Raw genomic sequence first — 19726 nt, 5'->3', positions numbered from 1 at the left:
GGCTGCTAATTAAAATGTCAGGTTCAATCCAAGCGTGAATGTCCGCGCGAGCGGATAGCCATTGAAGTCCACACCAGGTGTGAGCGAGCTGCTGCCGTTCAGGCTTTGTTCTGGATTGTAACCCAGGTATTTGGTGAATGTGAATGCATTCTGAACAGACAGATTAATGCTCGCAGCGCGCACATAAGCCACTTTACCGATCTTTTCGGGCAGCGCATAACGCAGGTTGATGTTCCGTATCCTGAAAAACGACGCGTCCTCCACCAGCAGACTCGATACGTAACTCACATTGCCGCCGGTAGCGACCGTGTTGGCGCGGGGTGTGCGTCCGTCGCCTGGCTTCTCGGCCGATTGCCATCTGCCCAAAACATCCCGTCGGCTGTAACTGCCATTCACCAGCCCCAGGTTTCTCCGCGAACCATTCAAAAGTTCAAGCCCCTGCACACCGTCTGCGAGAATGCTCAGGTTGAACCTGCCAAGACTGAAATTGTTGGTAATGCCGTAAAAGAAGTCGGGATGGTTGTTTCCGATAATGGTCACATCATTGGGGGTAATGGTGCCATCGCCGTCCACGTCTTTGTATTTCAAATCGCCCGGACGAGAGCTGCCTTTTACGGAAGGCGTATTATCAACTTCTTCCTGCGACTGGTAAATGCCAATCGTCTCATATCCCCAGTAACTTCCGATTGGCTCGCCGATTTTAGTAATGTGGGTATTTGGACTAAATGAGGGGCTTTTTGAAATGATCGGGTTGCCTTCGGGTCCTAATGCAACGACTTTATTCCTGTTAAATGAAATGTTGAAATTGGTCGACCATTTGAATGCTTTTACAAAATTTTTGGTGCTCACACTGAATTCCCAGCCTTTGTTATTGAGCTTGCCAATGTTCTGTAAAGCGGTTTCATAACCCGTTGAGGCAGGCACAGGCACATTGAGCAGCAGGTCGGTCGTGTTTTTGGTGTAATAGTCGACCGTAAACATGATCCTGTTTTTTAGTATACCAAAATCAAGTCCAATGTCCATCTGATGCATTACTTCCCAGCCAAGCTGCTCGTTCGTGATCGAAGAAGGGTAGAGGCCGTAAACGACATTGCCGGTGCCTGCCCCGAAACTATACCGGCGGTTCGACAAAAGGCCGATCTGGCTGTAATTTCCGATGGTGTTATTCCCTGCAAGTCCGTAACTGGCGCGCAGTTTCAGGTCGGTAACCAGGTGCTGCGTTTTCAAAAACGGCTCTTCCGATAGATACCAGCCTACCGAAGCAGACGGAAATGTTCCCCATTTATTCTTTGCGCCAAACCGTGACGATCCATCCCGGCGAACTGTGGCCGACAGCAGGTATTTACTCGCAAATGTGTAGTTGACCCGGCCGAGATAGGAAAGCAGCGACCATTCCGATATACCCGTTCCGCCGCTGGTAACCTGTCCCGCATTCAATGTAGGCACCAGATCTGTCGGGAAATTGGTGGCTGCCAGCGATGTGGATTCGTATTTCGCCTTTTGGGAAGTGAAGCCAGCAAGCACGTCCAGCTCGTGTTTACCATTGAATGTTTTCTTATAACTCAGCACGTTTTCGTTCAGCCAATTTATTTCCCTCCCGTTGCTCGCGGTTGCTCTTGCTTGTACGGGAGCGGGGACGCCGTTACTCCCGAGATCCGAAGGGTAAAAAGCGTTCTGGCGGGCATCCGAATAATCGATCCCGAATGAAGTCCTGAATTTCAGGCTTTCAAGAATATTGATTTCTGCATAAATGTTCCCTAATGTCCTGAAAACCGTTTTTTTGTCCTTAATCTTACTCGCAATCGCCACCGGATTGTCAATTATGCCCAGGTTGTAAGGCGATGTGCCCAGTAAGGTGGTAAATGATCCGTCGGGATTGTAAACCGGCACAGTGGGAGGCATGGACAGTGCTGATGCCAGAATTCCGCTTGTAAAAACTTGGTCTTCAACCGGTAGTAACCTGTTTGAAGAAAATGAGGGAGCTAAGTTAACGCCCACTTTTATTGCCTTTGAAACTGAATGATCCAGGTTAATGCGCGCTGAATATCTGTCGAACCCGGTGTTCATCACCACGCCGTCTTGTTTAAAATAAGCACCTGACAGAAACAGCTGCGTTTTCTCGCTTCCCGCAGAAACTGAAAGCTGGTGGTTTTGAATGGGTGCAGTCCTGAAAATCTCGTCCTGCCAGTCGGTTCCTTTTCCGAGCAATTCGGGGTTCATGAACATTTCGGGGATTTGCAGCGTCGCCGGCCGTAAATCGTTCGGGTCGGAGGCTTTGCCGCCGCGGTCCACCCATGCATTATTCCTTGCCTCGGTGTTGAATTCGGCATATTCCCTGGCATTTAGCATGTCAATTTTATTGGCCACCTGCTGCACGCCAAAATAAGTGTCGAGCTGGATCGTCGACTTGCCCATTTTGCCATGTTTGGTTGTTACCAGCACAACGCCATTGCTTCCGCGTGATCCGTAAATAGCTGCTGATGAGGCATCTTTTAGTATTTCAATGGATTCAATGTCATTCGGGTTAATGGTCGAAAGCGGGTTGAAACTGCTATTAAAGTCCCCGGAAACCGGAAAGCCGTCGATCACATACAATGGCTCGTTACCAGCGCCGATAGAACCTGTTCCGCGCACGCGCACCGAAACCCCGCCGCCAGGCGCACCTTTGGATTGAGACACGCTCACCCCCGCGATTTGTCCGGCCATAGCCTGATCCAGGCTCGTTAGCGGCTGATTAGCAATGCTTTTCATCGGAACCGAGGCCACGGAACCTGTAATGCTGCTCTTGTTTTGCGTGCCATATCCTACCACCACCACATCATTCAATGATTTGGTATCGACAGACATGCCGAAATTGATTTCTGTCCGGCTGCCCGCATTGATCTCCTGACTTTTATAGCCCACAAAACTGACGATCAATGTCAACTCTCCGGCTTGCGTCACGCCGTCGGGAATGATCAGCTGATACTCGCCGTTGCCGTCAGACGTGGTGCCCATTTGTGAATTTTTTACCAAAACACTCACACCTGGAAATGCATTGCCGTTTTCATCGGTGACTTTTCCTTTGATCCGCCGGTCAATGGGCTGGGGCGTGGGTTCGATGCTTTTGAAGTTGAGATTGATATCCTGCCGGATGCCAGGAATTTTCAATGGCTGCACATTTTCTTTCGGCCCAGTTTTTACCACTTTTTTGACCACAATGTTCTGATTGAAAATTTTGTAAGTCAGCGGCAGGTCCTGAAAAAGGGTTGTAAGTGCCTGATCAATGTTCACATTTTTTACGCGCACCGACACTTTCTGTGTTTCGGGCAGGTCGAGTTTGTCGTATAAAAAGAGGTAACCGCTCTGTTTTTCAATGGTTTTTAAAACATTTTCGACGGGCAGGTTATTGGCATGAAACGATATTTTCTGACTGTATCCGTCCGCAGTTACCTGCGTGAGCGTGACGACAAGCAAAAAGAGAATTCGAGTCATAATGGTTACTATTTTAGCAGGAAGGCTTGCCTGCTGGTACCCGCATAGGTCGGACAACAAGTTTATTTTCATAAATTTGTAAAAGTTTAGGAATAGCAAATTGACTTTTGAAGAGAAGCTCGGTGATGCGCCTGGACATACGGGGAAAATGTTAGCGCATTTTCCCTTTTTGTTTAAATGGCACAACGCTCACGGAGAAAAATTTCGGATCGGTGTCATCATGGTGAAAGGTTTGGATTTATATAAACTTAAACGTTACGCTATATACGCCTTATGGGTCAATGATCATTTTGGAACCTTCGATGCGGCAGTTTACACCTGCATAGCGAAGCATTCCGGAAACTTCGGACAGGTTCACATTCCGGGAAACGCGCCCGGTAAACTGCCGGACCGGAATTTTACCAGAGTAGGAAACTTCCACGTCATACCACCGCGAAAGCTGCCGCATTACTTCTTCTATGCCCGCATCTTTGAAATAAAACATGCCGTTTTTCCACGCAATTGCTTCATCAAGAGCAATATACTGCGTCTTGATCTTCCCGGTCGGGAGCACAGCCGCCTGTTGCCCCGGTTTTAGTTTGGTGTTTTGATTCACATTTTTGATAAATACTGAACCTTCCACCAAAGTGGTTTTCGACGGCCCTTCTTCAGGGTAAGCCATGATATTGAAACTTGTACCCAAAACCTGCACTTCGGACTTGTTGAATTTCACACTGAATGGCCTGCTTTTATCCCTGGCAACCTCGAAATAGGCCTCGCCCGTGATCTCCACCTTCCGTTCCGATGCAGGAAAAACAGAAGGAAAGCGAATGGATGACGAAGCATTGAGCCACACTTTACTTCCGTCGGGCAGGAGCATTTCATACTGGCCGCCCTTCGGTGTGGTAAGGGTGTTCATGCTGACTTTTGCGTTTGCATTTCCGGGTGTTGCATTGTAAACCAGTACGCCATCCTGTGACTTGCTGACCTCCGCAGCGCCCTGACGGGTTAAAAAGCCGCTTTTTGCCGTGGCAAGTTCAATGGCCGAACCGTCTGACAGTGTCAGCAGCGCCTTGGCGCCGCCGGGCCTCACATCTTCGGTTTTGGGCTGTGTGTTATGTGCAATCCCGGTTGCAGGATCGGAGGTAAGTTTCCACCAGATTCCCAAACCGACCAGGATAAAAATGGCAGCAGCGGACGCGTACCGAAGCCAGCCTATATGTAAAACCTTTGTTGTTGTTTGTTCTTTCGGTGCTGAATCGAAAATGGAGCTCAGCATTGCATTGCTTTTTTCCGCAGTGAATATATTCTCATCCGCATCCAGATTTACCCAGCTGTTTTTGAGGAGTTTTTCCAAATGTGCATCATGTTTGGCTGACCGGATAAACGCCATCAATTCCTCTTTTTCCGAAGCGGTCGCCAGCCCCTGGTAATAGCGGTTAAACAACTCCTCCAATCGGTGTTCCGAATTATCCATAAATACGCAGCATTGCTTTTCGATCTCTGCTTAAAGGACAACTGGCGTTAACAAAAAGGGGCTATCGCTTTTGTAAAAATTTAAAAAGAATATTGAAGCACAATTAAAGTGCTGATTATAAGTCTTTTAATAATGTATTCTGATATAAATCCGGTCGCGATTTGCAGGTACTTTTTAACTGTTTCTTTGGATAAATTCATCCTTTGCGCAACTTCCATATAAGAGAGCCGCTCGTGCCGTGCAAGGAGATAAGCCTGCCGCTGCTGAGGAGGCAACCGGTCAATGGCTTCGTCTATTAAAATGTACCGGTAATCATCTTCCGGTGTTCCAGGCAGGGAAATTTGATCAAAGTCCGCATCCAGCTCCGTCGTGAGCGCTTTTTCACGCGCCGCTCTTTTGAGGCAGTTCAATGCAGCGTTTTTTGAAATCACGTAGAGGTAAACCGGGAAATTTTCAACATTCACGAGTGTCTCCCGGTTGAGCCAGATCTTTAAAAACACATCATGCACAACTTCCTCGGCCAGTTCGGTTGATTTCGTGATCCTGTAAATGTGGGTGCCCAGTCTTTGATGATAATGGTTGTAAATTGCTGTAAATGCCCTTTCGTCCCCCTGCGAAACTGAGAGCAATAGCTCGGTCTCCTGATGCAAGGCAGATGGGTGCGGCATTTTGAATGATTGATTGGTGTCTTTCTTTGCTTAAAAAAACTGCTATCGGTAAAAATAGTAAAACTGTATCTGCTATCGTAATTTCCTTTTATTCAAATTTGCCCTGATCAGTTTGAAAATATCATGGAGCTAAATTCAGGACATATCTACATCATCGGGAGCGGCGCGATCGGAAAGGCGCTGGCGGTCTTTCTGAGGCTTTCGGGAAGAAAAGTTACGCTCATCAGGGGGAGTGTGAACGACGGCAGCCGGAAAACCGAGCATATCAGGGTGCAAATGCCCGACGGAACTTTGCATGAGGCTGAGATCGAGATTTCAACCTTAAATGCATTTCCCACGCTCAACGGAATCATTGTTCTTGCTAACAAATCATTTGGAAATGAGCAGCTGGCGGTTGTATTGAAGGACAAAACCGGCAGCTCACCTCTTGTTTTACTGCAAAATGGGCTGGGCATTGAGCGGCCATTCTTTGCACACGGATTTTCGGAAATATACCGCTGCGTATTGTTTGTGACAAGCCAGATCATCGACGAAACCACGGTCCGTTTCAAACCGGTGGCGCCTTGTCCGATTGGTGTTGAGCGAGGAAATAGCGATAACTTGCAGCATATAGTCAGGCAGCTGACCACACCACAATTGGGATTTAAGAACGAGGAACACATCCAGCATACGATCTGGAAAAAGGCGATCATCAATTGCGTTTTTAATTCGGTATGTCCGCTGCTGGAAACGGACAACGGCATATTTTACAGAAGCGAAACGGCAATGCAAATTGCGCGTCGCGTGATTGCGGAATGCATTGGTATCGCACATGCAAAAGGGATAATGCTCATTTCAAATGACCTGGAAGAAAGTCTTTTACAAATCAGTCGCGCGTCAGACGGCCAGCTTATTTCTACCTTGCAGGATATCCGCGCAGGCAGGAGAACGGAAATTGATACATTAAATTTTGAGATCGCAAGCATGGCAGGGGAGCTGGGGTTAATTCAGTCGGTGCAGGAAACAAAGCTGCTGGGCGAGTTGGTAAGACTTAAAGCGGAGATCAATCTGGATACCAATCTTTAAATATTTTGCAAAACAGAACATTGAAATGATGGATACAAGTTATTTAGCCAGCGCGATCAAACAGTTTGAGTATTATAAAATGCTCGGTGAAAAGGCGATCGCGCAATTGCCCGATGAGGCGCTTTTCTGGCAATACAATGCGGAGAGTAACAGTATAGCGGTGATAGTCAATCACATGGCTGGAAATATGCTTTCACGTTTTACTGATTTTTTAACAACCGATGGTGAAAAACCGTGGCGAAACCGTGATGCGGAATTTGAAGACCGTTTTAAAAGCCGCGAAGAAATCATTGCGCATTGGGACAAAGGCTGGGAATGTTTGCTAACCACATTGCGCGACCTTCATACTGAGCAACTGGAAACTGTGGTCTACATTCGAAATGACGGACACACGGTAACAGAGGCGATCAACCGGCAGCTTGCACATTATCCTTACCATATCGGTCAAATCGTTTACATCGCGAAAATGGCTGCCAATGAAAATTGGGAAAGCCTTTCAATTTCCAGGAATAAATCTGGTGATTACAATACACGGAAATTCGACCAGGAAAAATCAAGACGGCATTTTACAGATGACCTTTGATGAATGATTGGTTTTGTCAGTCCCGGCGCAAACAGCATTACCTGAATATTGTATGGTTTACATTCCTCGGTTATCGCCTCGGTAAAGGAGCTTTCTGACAACGTCCATGATCTTTTGTTCAAGCCTGCTTTCATTCGGTTGCGACAGAATCGTAGTAATTATCTCTTCGCGCTCATCATTTGGAAGCGCTTTGAATTCTTTCAAAATTCCAGCATCATTAAAACAATCAAGCAGCTGATCTTTTGAGCTGAGCTTATTGTCAGAGGTCATGTACATCGTTACAATCACTTCATCTCCGCCACCTTTGTTAATGGCTTTTCTGATGGCGCTATTAACAGAAATCATTTTATCAGCATTGGTAACAGGTGCCAGGTTGATATCTTTGAATTCGTAGCCGTCGATTGTACCCGATACTTTCATTTCGCCCCAGCTTCCCTGAATGTCTTTCGTTCCAGGTATTACCAGATGATACGTCCAGGCACCCTTTCCGGGCTGATGCCTGAGAATCAACTTTACACTTTTTAGTAATGTTTTCATCTTTCAAAACTTACCCTTAGTCGGCTTTTACCTCTTTTATAGTATACATGGCATTGGCGGCGCGTGGAAAGCCGACATAAGGATACAGCTGCACCATAGCAGAGATAAGGGTCTCTTTATCATTTCCCACTTTCATATTGCCAGACACATGGGAGGACATCTGCCTTTCTGTGCCGCCTAATGTGGCCAGCGCACAGAATATCATCAGTTCCCGGGTTTTAATGTCAAGACCTTTTCTGGTGTAAAAATCACCGAAGCACGACTCGGTCAAAAGCGTTGGAATGGCAGTTCCCAGATTGCCGGGTAAGTCCTGCATGCTGCGTTTGATACCATCCCCATAAAGCGGGCCCTGTTTTTCCAAACCCTTTTCGAGCCGGTCTGCTTCTGTGATTGTACGCTGGGTTTCCAATGGAACTTTTATTCCTCTTTGTTCAAAAACTTTGTTTATCACTTCCAATGCATTTAGCACCTTGGGAAAACCAATGAATGGTGCACATTGATAAATTACCTCCCGGATTTCAATCGGTTTCACGCCGACGTTGAGTGCGGCATTGGTGTGCGGTGTCAGTTGGGGCAAAGTTTGATTGGTTGCAAGGGCGGTAATGGTGATCAGCTCACGCGTTTTGTCATCCAGGTTGCCAATGTAAAATACTTCGCCAAAAATAACACTTTGTAGAATAGTCAATAGCTCTGGGTCGGTTTTGCTGGCGGTGATATCCTGTGCGAAAAGTTCTTTGTATTTTTTAGCTGCTCTCTGGGTTCTGCTGTTTTCCATCGTCTTTTTATTTTGAGTTGATGCCGGGGTTTGTGCAACTACCGGTGATAAGGAGAGTGCAAGAAATGTGCACATGAAAATGATGTGTTTCATAGTGGCCTTGGTTTGTGATCAATTATCAGATAGCCTGAAATCCACAGGCGATTTTCCTACCTGTGCTTTGAAGAGCCGGGTGAAATGGGAAGGGTATTTGAAGCCGATTTCATAAGCAATTTCACTAATGGTTCTGTTGCTACTTAGGACGCGCTCTTTGGCTACTGTAATAAGTTTTTCCTGGATGTGTTCGTGCGCGGATTTTCCAGTTTCCTTTTTGACCAGATCCCCAAAATAATTAGCTGACAAGCTGAATTTTTCTGCAAAAAAACGCACGGACGGCAGCCCTACAATTTGCGGTGCATCCGAAGTGAAAAACTCATCCAGCGCGCTTTCAAACCTGGCCAGGATATCTTTATGGATATTGTCACGTGTAATAAACTGGCGGTCGTAAAACCGGACACAGTAATTTAAAAACAGCTCAATGTTGCTGATCAACAGTGTTTTGCTGTGTTTATCAATGGCATGCTCTAATTCATAGCGGATCTTTGAAAAGCTTTCCAAAATAATGGCCCGTTCGCTGTCTGAGAGGTGAAGGGCTTCATTGACATCGTAGGAGAAAAACCCGTAATCTTTAATCGATCGACCCAGCGAAGTGCCGCGTATCAGGTCGGGATGAAACAGCAAAACCCACCCGGTTGGCTGGAACATTTTTTCATCATCATCAAAACCAAATACTTGCCCCGGCGCTATAAACAGCAATGTCCCATCATAATAGTCGTAATGGCTGCGGCCGTATTTAAGCTCCTCACATTTCACTTCCTTAAGAAAGATAATGTAAAGCTCCGAGACAAAACGGGCCCCTTTTATAGGGCTTGATTTGGATTGGTCCAGTACGCTTACCAGTGGATGCAGGGTCCGCTGGCCTCTCTGGGTGTTGAACTGGGAAACGCTTTCCAGCTTGAAGATTTCGTTCATTGCTTTTTTGTTTAGCTATCCCAAAAGTACCTGATGGTTTTTATACCAATCGCATACCAAGCTGGCGATCAGTAAAAATGGTAAACAATGCAGTGATTCATATAAGCTTGCATCCGGCAAATGGGCGGAAATTTGCCTTATACTATTTAACCAGCAAACATGAAAGCAAAACAGCTTGCCATTGCATTGATCCTCACGTTGCTGACATGCGACATCCAGGCGCAGCAAAAAACGGATAGTTTGTCAAAAAAGACAGAAAAGAAGTACCAGGCCACGCCTCCTAAAACGCAGCCTTTTGGTAAAGAAGCATTCGGGGCGTCTAAATCCACGACACTCCGCTGGCTGGGAATGGCAGGGTTTCTAATCAATAGCCGGGGCACTACTTTAATGGTTGACCCGCTGCTGCAAGGTTTTGATATGCCGATTTTGATTGAATTTCCTATCAAACCCAAAGATGTACCAAGTTTGGATGCAGTCCTGGTAACCCATGCAGATAATGATCATTTCAGTGTGCCTACCAATAAAGACCTGGTGGGAGTAACCAAAGCCTTTCATTCCACAATCTATGTGGATTCGCTGATGAAAAATATGTCATGGCCATCTTTTGGGCATGACATCGGGGCTGTTTTCAAGGTAAACGACATAAGCGTGAAGCTTACACCAGCCGATCATGCTTACCAAAATGCCTACCCAAGGCCAGGCCAGCGTCATTTTAAAAATGAGGATGCGTGCGGCTTTATGATCCAGACGCCAGATGGCACAATCTGGGCCCCGGGCGATTCCCGTTTATTGGATGAGCACCTGCATCTTCCTACGCCCGATGCCATCCTGTTTGATTTTTCTGACAGCGAGTGGCACTTTACACTTGCCGGCGCAATTAAACTGGCAAATGCCTATCCTGATACTCCGCTGCTGCTTTCTCACTGGGGCTCGGTGGACGCTCCCGACTTCTCACCATTTAACGGCGACCCCAAAAGCCTTTATGATAAAGTTGTAAACCCGAAACGGATCATTGTTTTGGCTCCTGGTCAGCCCTATTCACTCCGCAAACTCAGGAAATAATAGCGGGATTAGTATATACAGAGTTACTATTTAATTTCAGATAACTAAATACTGCACATGAACAAGCTTTTGTGGATTTCCGCTGCACTACTTGTGTTTTCAGCGGTCGCCTCGTGTGTTTCTGAATATAAGGGCAGCAGCGCCGTCAGGCTTAGCAGTGCGACAGCAGAAAGAAATAAAAGTGCTAATGAGACTTTGCTGAAAGCATTTCAGACAGGGGACGTCAGTGCACTGGACGGTATTATTGCACCTGACTTTGTGAACCATGCAGGAGAAAGAGTAGGCGTTGATAGTTTAAAGGTGGGCATTGTCAGGTTTCATGCCCGTTTCAAGCCAGATAGAATGGAAATAAAAAGGCAGTTAATGGATGGGGAGTATTTCAGTGATTGGATCAGATATGTTGGAAGTGATTCATCCATGGTCATTGAGGGTATCGAGATGACCAGGTATACTAACGGGAAGGCAATGGAGCATTGGTTTTTTCCTGGGGGCACGCCTAGAAGAAGGTAAACATTATCTATTCACAATGATTATGAAAAAGCATATTTTGACACTGGTATTGTCCAGTTTTTTCTATCTCAATAGTGCTGCGCAGAGTGACATTTTTCCCAAAGGCGACCCAGCACCAGCAGAGAATTTTACCGGGAGGGTTTGGCTTAAAGTATTGGTAGCCAATGACAGCATTTTTACCAGCATGATGGGCAATGTAACCTTTGAGGCGGGGGCAAGGTCTAATTGGCACGCGCACCCGGCCGGCCAAGTATTGCTTGTAACGGATGGAGTCGGATACTACCAGGAAAAAGGAAAGCAATTGCAAGTAATAAGTAAGGGTGATGTGGTCAAATGCCTTCCTAACATCGACCATTGGCATGGGGCATCGGCAGATAAACCAATGTCCCACATCTCTTTAAATACAAATACAGAGAAAGGGATAGTCATTTGGAAAGAAGCAGTAACAGATCAGGAGTACCAAAGCCTGAGAAAGTGATGCTGAATTATTAGGCCACATAGACGCAGGCAGAGCATGATCGGTAAGTTTTTTATTAAATGAGCCAGTAACATATCTGTTGAACGCGAAATAAAAAATAAGCATATGGAAAATGAAAATGGATCCGGCAGCATCACCCGGCGCGAAATGCTTGCGGGCACCGCAGTAGCCGTTACCGCACTGGCCATTACCAGTGTAACAGGCTTAGAAGCGGCCCCGGCTTCCCCGATTGTTACCCCTGTTGAATCGGCAGGCGTGTCTTTCAATGTCAACGGCAAAGCGGTTAATTTGGAAATGGACACTCGCACCACATTGCTGGACGTGCTCCGCGAACACCTGCATTTAACGGGCACAAAAAAGGGCTGTGACCATGGTCAGTGCGGGGCGTGCACCGTACTTGTAAACGGAAGGCGCATTAATTCCTGTTTGTCACTTGCACTGCAACACCAGGACGATTCCATCACCACAATCGAAGGGATCGGCACACCAGAAAACCTTCATCCGATGCAGTCGGCATTCATCAAACACGATGGATTCCAGTGCGGGTATTGTACGCCCGGCCAGATCTGCTCAGCGGTAGCCGTACTGGAAGAAATAAAAGCAGGGGTGCCCAGCCATGTGAGCACCGAGCTAATGGGGCCAATGGCTTTTAGTAATGCTGAGTTCCGTGAAAGGATGAGCGGGAACCTTTGCCGCTGCGGGGCCTATTCTAACATTGCCCAGGCTGCCGCAGAAGTCGCTGGGGTAACGGGCTAAAAGGCTCCCCAGCCAATTCATTTCACACCTGAACTGTAATAAGATGAAACCATTCACATACGAACGCGCTGAAACACTAGCCCAGGCAGCTGCTGCGGCGAGCAAACCAGGCGCTAAATTCCTGGCCGGTGGTACCAACCTGCTTGACCTGATGAAATTGCAGATCGAGACGCCCACCCACCTGATCGATATCGGCAGGATCGGGCTTGATAAAATTGAACCTACGCCAGATGGTGGCCTTCGGATCGGTGCGCTGGTGCGTAATACTGACCTGGCAGCTGATGCGCGGGTGAGAACAGACTACGCTATTTTATCCAGAGCGCTGCTTGCTGGTGCGTCCGGGCAGCTTCGCAATAAAGCCACTACATCTGGTAACCTTTTACAGCGCACACGCTGCCCATACTTTTACGATACCAACCAGCCTTGTAACAAGCGTTCGCCTGGCAGTGGATGCTCGGCGATTGCCGGGTTTAGCCGCCAGCTTGCTGTTATCGGAAGCAGTGATGCCTGCATTGCCACGCACCCCAGTGATATGGCTGTTGCCATGATGGCCCTTGATGCGGTGATCGAAACCGTTAAGCCAGACGGCAAGACCAGGCAAATCCCAATCTCGCAGTTCTACCGGCTTCCCGGTAAGACCCCGCATTTGGAAACTACCCTGGAAAAAAATGAGCTGATCACTTCGGTCATACTGCCAGCACCGGTGGGTGGAATCCATGTCTATCATAAAGTGCGCGACAGAGCTTCGTATGCCTTTGCACTTGTTTCGGTAGGTGCAATCCTCTTTAAGGACGGCAGTGGAAGGATCGCCGTGGGCGGAGTTGCCCCAAGGCCCTGGCGCAATGCTTCTGCTGAAAAATTGATCCCGATCGGTGCAAAGGAATTTGCCTCCAGGTTATTGGAAGGTGCCAGACCAACCCAGGAAAATGCATTCAAGCTGGCACTTGTGGAGCGTACCATTGAAGGGATCTTAACAGAAAACAGGAGCTGATATGAAATTTGACAAACCTGCGGGCATTAACCCGATTGACCAGCTTAAAGTTATTGGTAAACCCACAGATCGTATTGAAGGTCCCTTGAAAACAACAGGCACGGCAAAATATGCTTACGAACATAACCAGGAAGTGACTAATCCAGCCTACGGATATATTGTAGGTTCCGCCATTGCCAAAGGAATGATTACCCGGATTGACCAGTCGGCAGCGAAGGCAGCACCTGGTGTACTGGCTATCGTCACTGCCGCTAACGCAGGGCCGCTGCAAGCAGGCAAATTCTATGTAAGCCGTTTTTTGGCCGGGCCACAGATCGATCATTACCATCAGGCGGTTGCTGTTGTGGTCGCAGAAACCTTTGAACAGGCGCGCTATGCAGGTTCCCTTTTGAAAATTGATTACAAAAAGTCAAAAGGCTCTTTTGACCTTGACGCCCTCAAAGATTCTGCTCAAACTCCGCCGCCGGCTCAGTTTGGCCCGCCAGCACAAACCATGATTGGTGATTTTGAAGGTGCTTTCAAAACAGCACAGGTTAAAATGGATGAAACTTACTCTACACCAGATCAGGCGCATGCGATGATGGAGCCGCATGCGACCATTGCCAAGTGGGAAGGGGATAAACTGACCTGCTGGTGCTCGATCCAGCAGATGAACTGGGGGGTGCGGGATCTGGCCATTATCCTTGGGATACCCAAAGAAAATATCCGGCTGATCGCTTCTTATATAGGTGGTGGTTTCGGCGGAAAGGGAACCGTGCTGGCAGATCTGGTTGCAGCCAGCCTGGCGGCGCGGGTAGCAGGGCGGCCTGTGAAGCTCGCGCTGCAACGGCCTTTGATGTTCAATAACACCATTCACCGTCCCAAAACCATTCAGCGTATCCGGATTGGTGCTGACCCGGATGGCAAGATCACAGCTATTGGTCATGAAAGCTGGTCGGGCAACCTGCAAGGAGGCAGGACCGAACCAGCTACGGCATCAACCAGGATATTATATGCAGGTGCAAACCGTTTGACCCGGTTGAAACTGGCCGTTTTGGATTTGGCAGAAGGGAACGCCATGCGGGCCCCGGGCGAAGCGCCTGGGATGATGGCCCTGGAAATTGCTATGGACGAAATGGCTGAGAAGCTCAGTATGGACCCGGTTGCATTCCGGATCAAGAACGATAGCCAGGAAGATCCCGAAAAGCCAGGGCGAAAATTCTCGACCCGTAAGCTTGTCGAATGTTTGCAGACAGGCGCTGAAAAGTTTGGCTGGAACAGCAGGAATGCAAAGCCCGGAAGTATAAAAGAAGGCCAATGGCTCATTGGAATGGGGGTTGCTTCGGCAGTCCGGGGCGCGCCGGTGACTAAATCGGCTGCTCGGGTACGGCTTAACAGCAGTGGCATCATTACCGTGGAAACCGATATGACGGATTTGGGAACAGGCACATACACCATTATCGCCCAGACAGCGGCCGAGATGATGGGCGTCGGGCTGGATAAAGTTGTGGTAAAACTCGGCGATTCCTCCTTTCCGGAATCCGCAGGTTCGGGTGGTCAGTGGGGCGCAGCTTCATCCACGTCGGGTGTTTATGCAGCCTGCGTTAAACTCAGGGAAGCAGTAGCAAACCGGCTTGGATTGGACGCGGATAAAGCGCAGTTTGCTGACGGTAGGGTAAGAGCGGGTGATCGCAGTTTTGCATTGGGCGATGCAGCAAAAAACGCAGAATTAGTCGCCCAGGATGAGATGACTTATGGTGAGCTTTCAAAAGAGTACGCCCAGACCACATTTGGAGCCCATTTTGTTGAAGTGGCAGTGCATGCATATACCTTCGAAATCCGCGTAAGACGCATGCTGGCTGTTTGTCATGCCGGAAGGATTTTGAACCCAAAAGCAGCACGCAGCCAGGTGATCGGCGCGATGACCATGGGCGTTGGCGCGGCGCTAATGGAAGAAATGGTGGTTGACAAAAACATAGGCTTCTTTGTAAATCATGACCTGGCAGGCTACGAGGTTCCAGTCCATGCTGATATTCCTTACCAGGAAGTCATTCTGTTGGAAGATATCGACCCCACTATGTCACCCATGAAAGCCAAAGGCATTGGCGAGTTGGGTTTATGTGGCGTGGCATCTGCGGTTGCCAACGCTGTCTACAATGCGACTGGGATAAGGGTGCGTGACTATCCGATTACACTGGATAAGTTATTGAAAAACAATGTTTAAGGTTAAACAGAAATTGCCAATCTATCTTAAAATGAATTTATTACAAATCAATGAAATGAAATCGAGCAGGTGGACTTTTCAGGTCCTGCTGGTAGTAACGTCTGTTTTTTTATCAGAAACCACCTTTGGCCAACAACAGAAAGACAGGAGCTGGTCAGTGTACAAAGCAGATGCAGGCAGCTCCAACTACTCACCTTTGGATCAGATCAATGTTTCAAATGTGGGCCAGTTAAAACCCGCCTGGACATTGGCCATTAAAGACAATGCAGAAGGGACCCGGCCCAGTCAATGTAACCCCATTATTGTTGACGGTATTATGTATGCAACTTCTGCCAGCCAGCGCGCTTACGCTGTTGATGCTGCAACGGGAAAGCAATTGTGGTCTTTTGATCCTTTCAATGGCAAAGAGAGTGGCGGTGAAGTAAACCGTGGGCTAACTTACTGGGAAAAGGACGCGGATAGGCGTATCCTGTTTACAGCTAACAACCAGCTTTTTGCATTGGATGCTGCTACCGGCAAACCAGTCACCTCATTTGGCAAAGCGGGCAAAGTTGATATGAGGATCGGATTGAGGGATAATAGCAAAGACATCTATGTTTCGTCAACATCCCCTGGGATTATTTATAAGGATCTGATCATCATGGGCTGCCGCGTGCCAGATGTGTATGGCGCACAACCCGGTTATATAAGAGCATACAGCTGCCTGACAGGAAAGCTTGTGTGGACGTTTCATACCGTTCCACTGCCTGGCGAACCCGGCTATGAAACCTGGTCGAAAGATGCGTATAAAGTAGTGGGTGGAGTCAATAACTGGGCAGGCATGAGCCTGGATCAAAATAGAGGGATGGTTTTTCTTGCGCTGGGTTCGCCTTCCTATGATTTTTATGGAACCGACCGGAAAGGGGAAAACCTGTATGGCAATTGCGTGCTTGCGCTGGACGCGGCAAGTGGAAAACATGTATGGCATTTTCAGACTGTGCATCACGACCTTTGGGACTATGATCTTCCCGCGCCACCAAACCTTGTTACCATTAAACGTGACGGACCCGACGGTCGGCCCCGAAACATAGATGCGGTCGCACAGATTACCAAACAGGGATTTGTATTCGTGTTTGACAGAGAAACCGGGAAGCCTTTATTTGAAATTGAAGAAAGAAAAGTTCCTGCCTCCAATCTTCCCGGGGAAAGTGCATCACCCACACAGCCCTTCCCGGTTAAGCCAAAACCGTTTGCGCGCCAGTCGGTCACCGAGGCAGACCTGACAAGTTATTCACCTGCCGATCATGATTCGCTCGTAGCTAAATTCAGGTCTATGCGATACGAAGGGCTCTATACCCCGCCTGATCTGAAAGGAACCCTGCAATTGCCAGGGACACGCGGTGGGAGAATGGGGCGGTGCGGCGTTTGATCCGGCAACGAATTTTTTATACATAAAATCAAACGATGCCCCCGATATCATAACGATCATTAAAGGAGATCAAACGAAAGCAAGCAGCGAGTCACCGGCCAGATCCAGCGTGTCAAGTCAACTGGGGACAACAGAGCGAAATGCACATGCTGACCAGTATCTGAATTCAACAGGTTATAAAACCTGGAAAGATCCAAGCGGAAATCCCGCAATCATCCCGCCATGGGGAACACTGCATGCGCTGAACCTATCCACAGGTGAATATGAGTGGCAAATCCCATTGGGTAACGACGAAGCACGTCAGGCAAAAGGAGCCCCCGAAACCGGTCAGGAAGGTAAAGCCGGCCCCATTGTAACAGCTGGTGGTTTGGTATTCATTAGTGGGACGGACGATAAAAGGCTGCGTGCTTTTGACAAATCAACCGGTAAACTACTTTGGCAGACGACATTGCCTGCCCTGGCTAACGCTACCGCATGCAGCTACCAGGTCAACGGGAAACAATTTCTTGCACTTTCCGTTGGAGGGACTACTGAAAATCCTTCTGGATATCTGATGGCATTTGCATTGCCTTGATGTATTGTGGAATAAAATGATTCAGAGTCCTGACGTTTACATAGGAGATTTGATTCAGGCCCATCAGGTTTGTAATCCTACTTAACCACTACCCGCACACGATCTAGATTTTGAATTCGGGTAAACGGGGTCTTGGCGTTTCCATGACGCTGAGAGGCAACCCTGAGTGTAGGGAAATAGGTGCCGGGTTTTGAAAATTGATGGGTTGTCCTGATAGTGACCTTCGAACCGGACTTATTTGTTGGGGAGACCTTGGCCGCAACCGGGAATTCATCAGAATTTTCAAAGCTCCATCCAGATCGTTTTTCGACTTCTTTTGACAAGCCTTCGAAATTCCAGGCCGCGGCAACGATCTTACCCATCTTTTCAGGGACTTCAACTTCCGCTGTAAAGGTGACGGACTGACCCGCATTGATTTCCGCCCGCTTGCCTCCGTTGGCCATTAAAGTAACCACGGGTTGAATGCCTTTACGTTCGTTTGCCATCTGCGGTACAATTACCTGGCCTTCTTGAATTTTATAGTTTGTGGTCGTAGCAGGAGCAATGTCCTTTTCTACCCAGGTACTCAGATCAAGCAGGGCCTGCTGCAATACACCCAGGTAACCGACCGTCCGGGTCGGGTCATCTTCAACTGCGATATCTCCGTGAAGCGCGTGGTCGGTGTACCAAAGCCTAAAATGATCATCCAACTTGTCACCGAGATTGGATTTTACTTTCGAGCGGTACCAGTCCGCCTGCCATGGGAAAGCTTCCCTGTCCCAAAGTGACTCTAACAATATCATTTTACCTGTAAACTTACCTGTTGGCAGCACGCCGGCAGCTCCACGCGTAAACAGGGGCCCGAGAAGCATTGGGCGCTGTGGATAAAGCGGTTTGCCCTCTTTGTCACGGAATTGGTCATAGACATAATATTCCTTATCAGGTATCTGATGACGATGGAATGTTTGGACAGCCAGAAAATTGGAATTGTCAACCTGAACCCTATCACCTGGCTTTAACAGAGCAAGCACGGCCGCATCGGCAGGACCCAGCACTACTTTGTCTCCCGCGATCTTGGTTAGCTGCAAAGTTTTGCCAGCACCTGCACCGCTTAATATTAGCAAATCACCTCCCAAAAAATCAATGTCAGGTAGCACATCTGTCAACTGAAAAGCGACAGGCATTGCTTTCTCCACACCACCAATGGCTTTCCAGGCTGCATCTGCTGTTCCGCGCTCGCTGGGCGACATAGCTTGTGTTAATCCCAGGCTTACCGCTTCATCAATCGTAATCCCTGCTTTTATAAGGCTAGGTTGCTGGATACGGGCTTTGGTTAAGGAGGCTGTTGGGTTAGCCCCTAAATAGCCAGGCGTATTCCAGAAGTCTTTTTCAAAATAGCTTTTATCTGCCCGGACAACACCTTGGTACAACACTAAAAACCCATGAATACCCATTTTTTGATAACCAAACCACGATTGTGGGGGGAATCCCATTTTGGTTACTTCCAGAAGCGCATCTTTTTCTTCTGAATTTAAGCCTGCATACATATCACCGCTTCCACCGGGTTCCAATGCATCAATGATTGCAGGAAATTTATCTTTCAAAATTCGCATGGCGTGCATGCGGACAGTGAAAACGTTGGGGATAGCCATAGGCGAGCCCAGCACGTACGGGACCACGCCATCCCAAACGCCATTCGTATTTTCAATGCTGCCCACCGTGCGGTATGCGCCACCACTTCCTCCAAATGCATAGCCATACGGACGTTTGCCGCCATATATTTGGGTGGCTACTACCCTGGAAAATTGCGCAGTAGCGGCGTTAACGCGAAAAGCACCCAAGGTTGGGTCATTCGACTCTGGCTTAGCGAAATCGACGCGCCCGCCGCCATTTGTTTCAATGAAATAAGAGCCGTGTGTGATAGCAAAACCTATTTTATCTTCTTCACCGGAAGCTCCCTGTGAAAGGTTTTCACTATCGGGGAAAGGCGTAATGTACTGGAAAAAGCGCCCCTGATAATTGTCCTTCGGCGGGAAATACAAGGAGAAACGTGCGCCGGTGCCTTTAAAACCACCATGCACATATCGGTGGCGGACAGGTTTGTCCCGCCACTCATCGACATCTACATACGGGTTTTCAAACAAAGTGTCTTGGGTTGTGAATTTATGGGCAAGTTCGCTGCTCATTGGCAGTAAA

The 19726-nt window shown here is 48.0% G+C and carries 15 protein-coding genes and 1 pseudogene; 9 read left to right on the top strand and 7 right to left on the bottom strand.

The annotated features are described in order from the left end of the window. Nucleotides 1–9: 9 nt before the first annotated feature. From B5X68_RS01805 to B5X68_RS01795, 3 genes are all read right to left on the bottom strand, one after another. Nucleotides 10–3546, bottom strand: coding sequence for a TonB-dependent receptor (locus B5X68_RS01805; protein WP_082212959.1), 3537 nt, complete (start codon nucleotides 3544–3546; stop codon nucleotides 10–12). Between the two features lie 199 nt (nucleotides 3547–3745). Then, on the bottom strand, nucleotides 3746–4930 hold the full coding sequence (locus tag B5X68_RS01800) for a FecR family protein (protein ID WP_082212958.1): 1185 nt from the start codon (nucleotides 4928–4930) through the stop codon (nucleotides 3746–3748). Nucleotides 4931–5010: 80 nt separating this feature from the next. Next, on the bottom strand, nucleotides 5011–5598 hold the full coding sequence (locus tag B5X68_RS01795) for an RNA polymerase sigma factor (RefSeq protein ID WP_082212957.1): 588 nt from the start codon (nucleotides 5596–5598) through the stop codon (nucleotides 5011–5013). Between the two features lie 123 nt (nucleotides 5599–5721). Between B5X68_RS01795 and B5X68_RS01790 the strand changes: the two genes are divergently transcribed. Continuing rightward, complete coding sequence (locus tag B5X68_RS01790) at nucleotides 5722–6663, top strand: ketopantoate reductase family protein (protein ID WP_082212956.1); 942 nt, start codon at nucleotides 5722–5724, stop codon at nucleotides 6661–6663. A 28-nt stretch (nucleotides 6664–6691) separates the two neighbouring features. Then, nucleotides 6692–7246, top strand: a complete 555-nt coding sequence (locus tag B5X68_RS01785; RefSeq protein WP_141110210.1) for a DUF1572 family protein — start codon at nucleotides 6692–6694, stop codon at nucleotides 7244–7246. A gap of 57 nt (nucleotides 7247–7303) precedes the next feature. On the opposite strand, the gene B5X68_RS01780 is transcribed toward B5X68_RS01785, so the two are convergent. From B5X68_RS01780 to B5X68_RS01770, 3 genes are read right to left on the bottom strand one after another with little or no spacing between them, the layout of a single operon-like run. Further along, nucleotides 7304–7783, bottom strand: coding sequence for a DUF1905 domain-containing protein (locus tag B5X68_RS01780; RefSeq protein WP_082212954.1), 480 nt, complete (start codon nucleotides 7781–7783; stop codon nucleotides 7304–7306). Nucleotides 7784–7799: 16 nt separating this feature from the next. Beyond that, on the bottom strand, nucleotides 7800–8651 hold the full coding sequence (locus B5X68_RS01775; protein ID WP_082212953.1) for a carboxymuconolactone decarboxylase family protein: 852 nt from the start codon (nucleotides 8649–8651) through the stop codon (nucleotides 7800–7802). Nucleotides 8652–8669: 18 nt separating this feature from the next. Further along, complete coding sequence (locus tag B5X68_RS01770; protein WP_082212952.1) at nucleotides 8670–9569, bottom strand: helix-turn-helix domain-containing protein; 900 nt, start codon at nucleotides 9567–9569, stop codon at nucleotides 8670–8672. A 159-nt stretch (nucleotides 9570–9728) separates the two neighbouring features. Here B5X68_RS01770 and B5X68_RS01765 point away from each other — a divergent pair, with 159 nt between their 5' ends. From B5X68_RS01765 to B5X68_RS01735, 7 genes and pseudogenes are all read left to right on the top strand, one after another. Then, nucleotides 9729–10631 (top strand): MBL fold metallo-hydrolase, encoded by a 903-nt coding sequence (locus B5X68_RS01765; RefSeq protein WP_082212951.1) that lies wholly within the window; start codon nucleotides 9729–9731, stop codon nucleotides 10629–10631. A gap of 57 nt (nucleotides 10632–10688) precedes the next feature. Further along, nucleotides 10689–11141 carry a nuclear transport factor 2 family protein gene (locus B5X68_RS01760; protein WP_082212950.1) on the top strand — a complete coding sequence of 151 codons (453 nt, stop codon included), beginning with the start codon at nucleotides 10689–10691 and terminating at the stop codon, nucleotides 11139–11141. Nucleotides 11142–11163: 22 nt separating this feature from the next. After that, nucleotides 11164–11619 carry a (R)-mandelonitrile lyase gene (locus B5X68_RS01755; protein WP_082213938.1) on the top strand — a complete coding sequence of 152 codons (456 nt, stop codon included), beginning with the start codon at nucleotides 11164–11166 and terminating at the stop codon, nucleotides 11617–11619. A gap of 105 nt (nucleotides 11620–11724) precedes the next feature. Beyond that, the gene (gene paoA / locus B5X68_RS01750) at nucleotides 11725–12375 is read left to right on the top strand and encodes an aldehyde dehydrogenase iron-sulfur subunit PaoA (protein ID WP_082212949.1); all 651 of its coding nucleotides are present in this window, start codon (nucleotides 11725–11727) and stop codon (nucleotides 12373–12375) included. A gap of 43 nt (nucleotides 12376–12418) precedes the next feature. Next, nucleotides 12419–13366, top strand: coding sequence for an FAD binding domain-containing protein (locus B5X68_RS01745; RefSeq protein WP_082212948.1), 948 nt, complete (start codon nucleotides 12419–12421; stop codon nucleotides 13364–13366). Nucleotide 13367: 1 nt separating this feature from the next. Then, a complete protein-coding gene (paoC, locus tag B5X68_RS01740; RefSeq protein ID WP_082212947.1) occupies nucleotides 13368–15569 on the top strand; it encodes an aldehyde oxidoreductase molybdenum-binding subunit PaoC in 2202 nt (733 codons plus the stop codon). Beyond that, nucleotides 15562–17551, top strand: a pseudogene (locus B5X68_RS01735) (pyrroloquinoline quinone-dependent dehydrogenase). Before paoC ends, B5X68_RS01735 begins: the two are co-directional and overlap by 8 nt. A 77-nt stretch (nucleotides 17552–17628) precedes the next feature. On the opposite strand, the gene B5X68_RS01730 reads toward B5X68_RS01735, so the two are convergent. Beyond that, nucleotides 17629–19716 carry a hypothetical protein gene (locus tag B5X68_RS01730; RefSeq protein ID WP_229208250.1) on the bottom strand — a complete coding sequence of 696 codons (2088 nt, stop codon included), beginning with the start codon at nucleotides 19714–19716 and terminating at the stop codon, nucleotides 17629–17631. Between the last annotated feature and the right edge of the window lie 10 nt (nucleotides 19717–19726).

Origin of the sequence: Dyadobacter psychrophilus, from assembly GCF_900167945.1 — a bacterium.
Taxonomy (GTDB): Bacteria; Bacteroidota; Bacteroidia; order Cytophagales; family Spirosomataceae; genus Dyadobacter; species Dyadobacter psychrophilus.
The sequence above is the reverse complement of the archived record's forward strand: the minus strand, read 5'-3'. Positions and strand labels throughout refer to the sequence as shown.

Bases quoted from the DNA above. Each gene is read 5' to 3' on its own strand.
- B5X68_RS01805 (WP_082212959.1), bottom strand. From the start codon at position 3,546: ATGAAAATAAACTTGTTGTCCGACCTATGCGGGTACCAGCAGGCAAGC.
- B5X68_RS01800 (WP_082212958.1), bottom strand. From the start codon at position 4,930: ATGGATAATTCGGAACACCGATTGGAGGAGTTGTTTAACCGCTATTAC.
- B5X68_RS01795 (WP_082212957.1), bottom strand. From the start codon at position 5,598: ATGCCGCACCCATCTGCCTTGCATCAGGAGACCGAGCTATTGCTCTCA.
- B5X68_RS01790 (WP_082212956.1), top strand. From the start codon at position 5,722: ATGGAGCTAAATTCAGGACATATCTACATCATCGGGAGCGGCGCGATC.
- B5X68_RS01785 (WP_141110210.1), top strand. From the start codon at position 6,692: ATGGATACAAGTTATTTAGCCAGCGCGATCAAACAGTTTGAGTATTAT.
- B5X68_RS01780 (WP_082212954.1), bottom strand. From the start codon at position 7,783: ATGAAAACATTACTAAAAAGTGTAAAGTTGATTCTCAGGCATCAGCCC.
- B5X68_RS01775 (WP_082212953.1), bottom strand. From the start codon at position 8,651: ATGAAACACATCATTTTCATGTGCACATTTCTTGCACTCTCCTTATCA.
- B5X68_RS01770 (WP_082212952.1), bottom strand. From the start codon at position 9,569: ATGAACGAAATCTTCAAGCTGGAAAGCGTTTCCCAGTTCAACACCCAG.
- B5X68_RS01765 (WP_082212951.1), top strand. From the start codon at position 9,729: ATGAAAGCAAAACAGCTTGCCATTGCATTGATCCTCACGTTGCTGACA.
- B5X68_RS01760 (WP_082212950.1), top strand. From the start codon at position 10,689: ATGAACAAGCTTTTGTGGATTTCCGCTGCACTACTTGTGTTTTCAGCG.
- B5X68_RS01755 (WP_082213938.1), top strand. From the start codon at position 11,164: ATGAAAAAGCATATTTTGACACTGGTATTGTCCAGTTTTTTCTATCTC.
- paoA (WP_082212949.1), top strand. From the start codon at position 11,725: ATGGAAAATGAAAATGGATCCGGCAGCATCACCCGGCGCGAAATGCTT.
- B5X68_RS01745 (WP_082212948.1), top strand. From the start codon at position 12,419: ATGAAACCATTCACATACGAACGCGCTGAAACACTAGCCCAGGCAGCT.
- paoC (WP_082212947.1), top strand. From the start codon at position 13,368: ATGAAATTTGACAAACCTGCGGGCATTAACCCGATTGACCAGCTTAAA.
- B5X68_RS01730 (WP_229208250.1), bottom strand. From the start codon at position 19,716: ATGAGCAGCGAACTTGCCCATAAATTCACAACCCAAGACACTTTGTTT.